The organism is Candidatus Accumulibacter aalborgensis, from assembly GCF_900089955.1.
Taxonomy (GTDB): domain Bacteria; phylum Pseudomonadota; class Gammaproteobacteria; order Burkholderiales; family Rhodocyclaceae; genus Accumulibacter; species Accumulibacter aalborgensis.
The window spans coordinates 1-6,666 of sequence record NZ_FLQX01000181.1 but is presented as its reverse complement, the minus strand read 5'-3'; the positions used below and the strand labels follow the sequence as shown (position 1 = coordinate 6,666).

Annotated in this window: 10 protein-coding genes; 6 read left to right on the top strand and 4 right to left on the bottom strand. The window is 59.2% G+C overall.

Features of this window, described 5'->3' with window-relative positions; translation table 11 throughout:
• Window positions 1-33: 33 nt before the first annotated feature.
• The 4 genes from ACCAA_RS21725 to ACCAA_RS21710 all read right to left on the bottom strand — a co-directional run bounded on the left by ACCAA_RS21725 (window position 34) and on the right by ACCAA_RS21710 (window position 1,896).
• Entirely contained in the window at window positions 34-333 is a 300-nt protein-coding gene (locus ACCAA_RS21725; RefSeq protein ID WP_342674083.1) for a helix-turn-helix domain-containing protein, read from the bottom strand.
• 165 nt (window positions 334-498) lie between these two features.
• On the bottom strand, window positions 499-741 hold the full coding sequence (locus ACCAA_RS21720) for a hypothetical protein (RefSeq protein WP_186409331.1): 243 nt from the start codon (window positions 739-741) through the stop codon (window positions 499-501).
• A 313-nt stretch (window positions 742-1,054) separates the two neighbouring features.
• A complete protein-coding gene (locus ACCAA_RS21715; protein WP_186409330.1) occupies window positions 1,055-1,540 on the bottom strand; it encodes a pilin in 486 nt (161 codons plus the stop codon).
• 17 nt (window positions 1,541-1,557) lie between these two features.
• On the bottom strand, window positions 1,558-1,896 hold the full coding sequence (locus tag ACCAA_RS21710) for a hypothetical protein (protein ID WP_186409329.1): 339 nt from the start codon (window positions 1,894-1,896) through the stop codon (window positions 1,558-1,560).
• Between the two features lie 182 nt (window positions 1,897-2,078).
• Between ACCAA_RS21710 and ACCAA_RS21705 the strand changes: the two genes are divergently transcribed.
• The 6 genes from ACCAA_RS21705 to ACCAA_RS21680 form a co-directional block, all read left to right on the top strand.
• Complete coding sequence (locus ACCAA_RS21705; RefSeq protein WP_186409328.1) at window positions 2,079-2,882, top strand: ABC transporter permease subunit; 804 nt, start codon at window positions 2,079-2,081, stop codon at window positions 2,880-2,882.
• Entirely contained in the window at window positions 2,882-3,721 is an 840-nt protein-coding gene (locus ACCAA_RS21700; protein WP_186409327.1) for a hypothetical protein, read from the top strand. Before ACCAA_RS21705 ends, ACCAA_RS21700 begins: the two co-directional genes overlap by 1 nt.
• On the top strand, window positions 3,718-4,614 hold the full coding sequence (locus ACCAA_RS21695) for an ABC transporter ATP-binding protein (protein WP_245754738.1): 897 nt from the start codon (window positions 3,718-3,720) through the stop codon (window positions 4,612-4,614). The genes ACCAA_RS21700 and ACCAA_RS21695 overlap by 4 nt, the downstream gene beginning before the upstream one ends.
• Window positions 4,615-4,763: 149 nt before the next feature.
• Window positions 4,764-5,039, top strand: a complete 276-nt coding sequence (locus tag ACCAA_RS21690) for a BrnT family toxin (protein ID WP_186409326.1) — start codon at window positions 4,764-4,766, stop codon at window positions 5,037-5,039.
• Window positions 5,017-5,307: a BrnA antitoxin family protein gene (locus ACCAA_RS21685; protein ID WP_186409325.1), complete on the top strand. Its 291-nt coding sequence runs from the start codon at window positions 5,017-5,019 to the stop codon at window positions 5,305-5,307. Before ACCAA_RS21690 ends, ACCAA_RS21685 begins: the two co-directional genes overlap by 23 nt.
• Window positions 5,308-5,453: 146 nt before the next feature.
• The coding region (locus ACCAA_RS21680) for an O-linked N-acetylglucosamine transferase, SPINDLY family protein (RefSeq protein WP_186409324.1) at window positions 5,454-6,666 on the top strand (1,213 nt) is incomplete at its 3' end.

The window sequence follows — 6,666 nt, the reverse complement described above, 5'->3', positions numbered from 1 at the left end:
TGCCCTTCTCGCCGCCAATTACTGCCGCCAGATTTATGCGGATTTACTCCGCCGGCAACACCCCTTGCGTTCAATCACTGAAAGCAACCGTGTCGCAGCACCGCTGGGCTTTTTCTCGCCGTTTTCCCACTTCTGCACGGTAGAAATGCTGGCGTTGATGTAGGCCGCAAATACTGCCTGGCTGACATGAAGGCTCTCCCGCAAGCGCTTGATCGTTTCCGCGGTGTAGGCCGGCGGCGGCAGGCATTGTGTTTCAAAATCACGCAATGTTTGCTTGTTGACTGCGCCGATTTCATGCAAACCGCGCATCGTTTCCAGGGCTTCGTCGATCATTCGGCTCATGTTTGTACCTCTATGTCAGCTAATGCCTTCAACAACGCGATATCGGTTACTCCTGCTTTGCCAGCCCAACGATCAAACACCCGTGTCTTGAAAGCTCTCATGCCTCATTGTAGCACTTGGTGCAACACGTCAGTCCAAAGTGATCTGGCGGTGTGATCATCGAGTGATGGTATTTCCGATGCAGCCAGTTGCGACCACGAAGAAATAGACCGCTTGATGACACGGGGGCCGTTCGACACCCAGAGACTGTGAAAACCAGCGAAGCTGCTGCAATTTGATGCGCTGTTCTTCCCAGCCACGCCGGTAGAGCCACTGGATCAGCTTCCACTTTGCCGCGAAGCGGGCAGCCTTGTCCTTGCGTCTTGTGTGTGTCTTGGTCAGTAGAGGAGCCAGCGTCACTAGGGCGAGTCTCCGCCGCTCTTGCCTGATGCCTGCTCGTCAGGGGCGTCGAACATATGCAAGCAAGCTATGCGAAATAAGTTGTGTGTAAGTGTATGAAGTAGACCTCCCTCGCGACAAAAATCGCTCCCAGTGGCCGAATGCTGCGGCGCAGCAGTTCGCGCGAGGGAGTTTTGCAAGAGGCTCATTAGAAAAAGCACCGCCATTTGACTGGCGGGGCTTGGCACTTCAAATCAACGGTGATCGATCAAAAATCCGCTGCCTGTTCCCCGTTGTTGTCGCGACTATTGTTGTGTTGTACGCAAGGCTGTTATCAGCGGCAGCTAGATGGCGCGAACTGCGCTGGGAGCGTGCCGGCAGTTGCGGGAGCTGCCGCACCTAATGCGCCACAAGCAAAAGAAATATTGCCTGTGGGTGGAGTATACGCAGCGCCAGTGGAATCGGGCAGATCAACTGGTGCCGTATTTGGGCCAGTATATGGATGAAGAATCAACGTCGCGTCGTCTGCCACGGGCTTATCAAACGTGATAGTGATATTGCCAGTTGTCTTGCTAATTGCTACGCTCTTGACGTTTGCCGTAGCGGAGGGCGCTACCCAGCCAGCATCGTACTCCTTACGATCGCTGGCATTTTCAGTAACTGTAATTTTGGCTGTAGATGCCAACGAAAGCCCTTCTGTAACTTTCGCACGCTTTGTATAGTCTTGATAAGCAGGCAGCGCCACTGCCGCCAAAATACCGATGATCGCCACGACGATCATCAATTCGATCAGCGTAAAACCCTTTTGAACGTTTCTCATGGTGACACTCCTTCTGGTTAAAACGGATGACCCGTTGGGCCAGATACACTCACGTTCCATGCCATATTAAAATCCCCTGCAAAAACAGGCCTTTTCGCCTGGTGACGCCGCAGCAGGCTAACGCTTGACGTCACTTTCTGCCGGAAATTGTCACTTTGTGCGGGTTTGTGTCGTGCCGTGTGGAAAGCTGCCCATGGCCGCATCAATGCTTCCCGCAGGAACGGCGCGTCATTTTCTGCCGGTACCAGTTTTGTCAAGGTGGACTTCACCCCGAAATGTTCGGCCAATGTTTTTCTGGACGGAGAGGAGACTTCGGCGACCGTTTTCAGGGTGGGCGCGGCATCGAGCAAGGGCAAGAGTAGGTTTCCCGGTACGACTGCCGGTGGTTCGGTGGGCAACGTCGGTGCTTGTGCAGCAAATCCCTGTACACAAACAGGGGATTCACAAGTAGCTATGGCCGCTGCGTCTAGCTGACGGTCGGCGTCTTGGTGTAAAAGCGGGTGCGCCCACGATGCGCCCCTTTTTTTGACTGACGATCATGTTCGAGTTCGCCTTTTCCGGGTTACGTTCCGGTTTGCGGGGAAAAAGTTTTCACGCGGTTTTCCTCCTCGGCGTGCTGATGATAGCCATCGCCTATCTTTCGGGGTTCTTCTCGCCACGGCAGCCGCAGACCGTCGCCCTCGATGTCGGTTTCTCGGGTATCCGCTTTTCGCTGGTCCTGCTCAACCTGTTCTGGGTTCAGGAGTTGGTGGCTCGCGAGATCGATCGACGCGTCATTCTCTTCTCGCTGGCTTATCCGGTCTCGCGTGGCGCTTTCCTTGCCGGGCGTTTTGCCGCCGTCCTGGCGCTGTCGATGCTGGCGGCAGTGGTGCTGGGCTTCCTCCTGCTGTTGGCGGTGCTCATGGTCGGTGGGGGCTACAGCCAGGAGTTTCCGCTCGCGCTGGGCGTGCCCTTCTGGAGCACCGTCGCGGGACTGGCGCTCGATGCGGCCGTCGTGGCCGCTTTTGCCTTGTGCATCGCCGCGCTGTGTACGGTTTCGGTCTTGCCGCTCGCCCTGGGAGCGGCTTTTGCCGTCGCCGGCAAGGCGCTGGGCGCCACGGTGGCTTACCTGTCGAGAGGCGCCGATGGCGACGAGGAATTGGTCGCTGCCTATCATCCGGTGATTGACTTCATCAAATGGGTGCTGCCCGATCTCTCGCGCCTCGATTGGCGCGAGTGGGCCATGTATCAGTTGGCGCCGAGTGGCGAGATGGTCTTCTGGTCGGTGACGATGGCCGTCGCGTATATCGTGCTGCTTCTGGTCTGTGCCAGCCTGCTGTTCGCCAGGCGAGAGTTTTCCTGATGCGGCGTTCGCTCAGCGCGCTGCTCGTATCGGCCGGTGTCTTGTCGGCGTTTGTTTATGGCTTTGCTCAGCACCGTTTGTCCGCCGTCTCGCGAGCGACGGCCGCACCCGAGCTACTGATTGCCTTGCCGCGCTTTGCGCAGGTCCTGATGGCCGGTGGTGATCGCTATCTGGCGGCCAATCTGGCGGGTTTTCGCGTGCTGGTCGCCGACACCGGCCGCATGAGTGCCGAGGATTACAAAGTGCAGGCGAAGCTGCAGCGCGACATCGCGTGGTTCAACCCGGCGCACGAGGACAATTACTACATTGCCGCGGCGATGCTGCCCTGGAATGGCCAGGTCGATGCGGCACAATACGTCCTGCGCAAGGCCTCAGAAGCACGGACCTTTGACTGGTACCCGCTGTTTCATTATGGTTTTCTGTTCTATCATTTTCGCAAGGACCCCGCGACAGGAGCGGAGTGGCTGCTCAAGGCCGTTCCCCGGGTAACCAGTCAACAGGACGAATGGGCCTTGCAGAATGTCGCGGCCCTGTGGATCGAGAAAGGCTACCAGACTGCCAACGCGGCCGGAATGGTCGAGGCGATGGCGGCCAACTCGCCGCGGGGCGCTTTCCGCAACTACTTGCAGGTGAGGGCCAAGAGGCTACGCGACCTCGCTGCGCTGCAGAGTGCGGTGACTCTTTTTCGCGAGCGTTATGGCAAACGCGTTGACAAGCTGGACGATCTGGTGAGCAGCGGGCTGATGGCCGAACTGCCCAAGGACCCGCTGGGGGTTGGTTTTGGCCTCGATGCGTCGGGCTGGCCGATCCTGTCTTCAACTCCTCAGGACGTGAAATGATGGTTCCTGCGATTGCGATCGAAGGTCTTGAAAAGACGTATCCGAGAAGGTGGCGGTCGCCACCGGTGGTCGCGCTCGGGGGTATTTCGCTGAGCGTCGAGCCCGGCGAGGCTGTTGGTTTCATCGGCGCCAATGGCGCCGGCAAGACGACGACGATCAAGATTCTGATGGGGCTGATCCAGGCGACGGGAGGAAGCGCCCGGCTTTTCGGCACTTCCGTGGCGCTGCCGAGCGCTCGCCTTGGCCTCGGCTATGTTCCCGAAAATCCGTATCTGTACGATTATCTGACGCCGCTCGAGCTGCTCGCGATGGGGATGCGCTTGCACCAGGTGAAGGTCCATGACGCGGAAAGGTACTGCCTGGACTGGATCGGGCGTCTTGGTCTGGCGCCTGTGGCGAAGAAGGCGATTCGCTCCTTCTCCAAGGGAATGACGCAGCGGGTGGCGATTGCCCAGGCGCTGTGCATCAATCCCCGCCTCCTGATTCTCGACGAGCCGCTCTCCGGTCTTGACCCGATCGGCCGCCGTGACGTGGTCGAAATCCTGTCCGAATACAAGCGCGGCGGCGGCACGCTTTTTCTGACCTCGCACGTGCTGCACGACGTCGAACGGCTTGCCGATCGCTTCGGCCTGATTCACGAAGGCGTTTTGCGCGCCGTTCGCTCGCCGGCCGAACTCACTGGCGATCAGGAGAGTGTGCTGGTGCGCACCTTCGGCCAGACGGCGGTCGATGGCATGCGTGAGGATTTTGCGGGCCGCTGGATTGGCGAGGTCCCACGTTCGGAGTTGTGGGCGCGGCTCGCAGCGCTGCAGCAGGCCGGACACGTCTTGCTTGAGGTGCGCCCGAGCCTGTCGCTGGAAGTGGCTTTCATGCGCGCAGTTGGGCAGTCGTAGGTCGGGTTACCGTAGGCCGCAACCCGACAAATCCCGCGGCAAGAGGATGCCGGGTTACGCCTGTCCTGAGCCAAGCCGAAGGGCTGCGCTAACCCGACCTACGAAAGTGCGCTGGACAGAACCGATTTTCTGTGGGTACAATAAATACAGTGCCAGCGACCTACGACCCAGCCAAGAGCGAACGGAACGAGGTGGAGCGTGGCTTGGCCTTCGGCCTTGCCGATAAGTTCGATTGGAGCACGGCGCTGATTGCCGAAGACACGCGCAAGGATTACGGTGAGCGCCGGTACCAGGCCATGGGATTGATTGGCGACGATTTGCACATGCTGGTGTTCACGCCGCGCGATGGCGCTGTGCACGTGATCAGCCTGCGCCGAGCGAACCAACGCGAAAGGACGCGCTATGCCACGCAAGCCAAACCCTGAACTGATTGACGAGGATGCTCCTGAAGCCACGGACGTGTGGTTCGATACGGCCCAGCCGGCGGGCGACGTGCTGCCTGAGTTGTTCGGCAAGGGCGCTGCACAGGAACTTCTGAAGCCCAAACGTGGGCGCCCGTTTTCTGGCCAGCCGAAGGAGCATGTGAACATTCGTCTGGACGCGGACGTCTTGAGTGCGTTCAAGCGCACTGGCAGTGGTTGGCAAACACGGCTGAACAATGCTCTACGCGATTGGCTGAGTACTCACGCGTAGGGGCAGGAGCGAAGGAGGGGTAGGTCGCGCCGCAGGCCGTACCCGCAGCAGGAGGATGTCAGGTCACGCCTGTTCTGAGCAAAGCCGAAGGGCTGCGCTAACCCGACGTACGAAACGACAAGAGTGCTGACGAGCCCGTTGAGAAGATGAACACATCCAGGAAGAAGTCACAGGCAGCAGGCGGCAGGCGTGCGCCGCTTGATCCTGAGTGCCTTGCCCTGATGCGCCTGGTCGATGCGAATCGCTATGCCGACGTGGAAGCGGCAGCACGCCGCATCCTGGCCGTTCGCCAGAATCAGCCGCTGGCCTTGAAGGCGCTGGGTTTTGCCTTGATCGGCCAAGGACGTTACGACGATGCCCTGCCGATCGTCGCTTTTTCCCTTGAGCGCAATCCGGATGACCCCGAAGCACACAACAACCTGGGGATCGTCCTCTCTGCGCTGATGCGCTGGGATGAATCGATCAGGTGCTTCGCTCGCTCGATCGAGATCAAGCCTGGCGATCCTGAGGTTCTGAAGAACTACGGCGTCGCCTTGTCGCGAATGCACAAGTATGACGAGGCCGTTCGCTTCTTTCTCAAGGCCATCGAGTTCCACCCCGGCGATTATATTGAAGCGATCGAGCAGCTTGGCGGCGCCTTGCTCAGCAGCCATCGCAACGACGAAGCCTGGACCTGTTTCAACGAGCTGTGGAAGAACGATAAGACCAACGTTACCTTTCTGTCGCAACTCGTTTCCTCCAGTCTCAAGCGGTGCGACTGGGATGATCTGGAAGCCAGGCTGCTGACCCTCAGATCCTTGACCGATGGCTATCGCTCTCTGACCGACAACCCTTTCGTCGTTTTGTCGTTTCCCGGCGTCAGTTCTGAAGAGCAGCGCAGAGTAGCGTCAAATTTTGCGCGGTGCAGCATCCCGGCGAGCGTGCTCGATGCCCCGGACCCGGCCGTTGGCACGCTAAGGTCCGCACCACGCTCGCGGCTGCGGATTGGCTACTTGTCCGCCGATTACCGGAATCATGCGGTCGGACAGATCATGCCGCAGGTCATCGAATTGCACGATCGTTCGCGAGTCGAGGTGTTCGGCTATTCAATCGGGGTAGACGATCAGAGTGAGCTACGCAAACGTCTGAGCGCTGCCTTCGATCATTTCGTCGATCTCGTGGACCGCAGCGTGATCGAGACGGCGCAGCGCATCCGTGCGGACGACATCGACATCCTTATTGATCTCCATGGCTGGACTGCCGATGGGCGACCTGAGGCCTTGGCTCTGCGCGCTGCGCCGGTGCAGGTCAATTGGCTGGGTTGGACGAAGCCGCTACGCGGAGGAAACGGCGGCGCTGTCGTGGTGTTGAAGTCAAGAT